This window comes from Photobacterium pectinilyticum, from assembly GCF_024357955.1.
Classification (GTDB): Bacteria; Pseudomonadota; Gammaproteobacteria; order Enterobacterales; family Vibrionaceae; genus Photobacterium; species Photobacterium pectinilyticum.
The window spans coordinates 1-1,258 of record NZ_JANEYT010000182.1; the positions used below are offsets into that span (position 1 = coordinate 1).

Below are 1,258 nucleotides of genomic sequence, written 5' to 3' on the forward strand. Positions count from 1 at the left end.
TGAAGTGGCATAGTTAATTTGGCCACCTGATTAGAGGTGATATCATCACCTCGGAAGTTAACAGGTGACACAATGACAAAACGTATTAGAAGAACATTTAGCCCCGAGTTTAAACTTGAAGCTGCGCAGTTAGTTCTTGACCAAGGCTACTCGGTAGCTGAAGCAGCCAAGGCAATGAATGTCGGTAAATCCACCATGGATAAGTGGGTTCGCCAACTCAAAGAAGAGCAACAAGGCATTTCACCGAAAGCTTCTCCGATGACGCCAGAGCAAATTGAGATCCGTGAATTGAAGAAGAAACTGGCTCGCCTCGAAGAACATAATGAAATATTAAAAAAGGCTACAGCTCTCTTGATGTCCGACTCGCTGAACAATTCTCGCTAGTCGAGAAACTCAAGCAGAGCCACACTGTTTCTACACTTTGTGATGTGTTCAGCATTCATCGAAGCAGTTACAAGTATTGGTCTGGCCGCCCTAAGACAATTAACCCTGACTACATCGAGTTGTGTAGCGAAGTTAAAGCTGCTCACCGCATCAGTAATGGCTCTGCGGGTGCCCGAACTATCGCAGATATCGTGACGACAAAAGGAATACCATTGAGCCGGTATCGTGCTGGCAAGTTCATGAAAAAGCTTGGCTTAGTAAGTTGTCAGTTGCCTAAGCATGCCTATACGAAAGCTAATCAAGAACATGTTGAAGTAGCCAATAAATTAGACCGCCAGTTCGCCGTGACGGAGCCGAACCAAGTATGGTGCGGTGATGTCACGTACATTTGGATCGGTACGCGCTGGGCTTATTTAGCCGTGGTGATAGACCTCTTTGCAAGAAAACCTGTCGGTTGGGCAATGTCATTATCACCCGATACCAACTTAACGGGCAAAGCTCTATCGATGGCTTTTGAAGCCAGAGGAAAACCACAAAATGTTATGTTCCATAGCGATCAAGGCTCGCATTATACCAGTTTGAAATTTCGACAATTACTCTGGCGATATCAAATTGCGCAAAGCATGAGCCGTCGAGGAAACTGTTGGGATAATAGCCCGATGGAACGATTCTTTCGAAGCTTGAAAACAGAATGGGTACCATCAATAGGCTATGAGAGTTTTGCCCAGGCACAGCGTTCAATCACACAGTACATCACAGGATATTACAGCGAGATCAGGCCACATCAATATAATGGTGGCCTGACGCCAAATGAGTCAGAACGGTTATTCTGGAATGACTCTAAGACCGTGGCCAATTTCACTTGACCACTTCA

At 45.5% G+C, this 1,258-nt stretch carries 1 protein-coding gene; it reads left to right on the forward strand.

The window, feature by feature from the left end; genetic code table 11:
• Window positions 1-72 precede the first annotated feature (72 nt).
• Window positions 73-1,250, forward strand: a protein-coding gene (locus NHN17_RS25770) for an IS3 family transposase (protein ID WP_255045525.1) whose coding sequence is annotated in 2 segments (ribosomal slippage) — window positions 73-340 and window positions 340-1,250 — 1,179 coding nt in all. Because the reading frame shifts where the segments join, the coding sequence is not laid out codon by codon here.
• Window positions 1,251-1,258 lie beyond the last annotated feature (8 nt).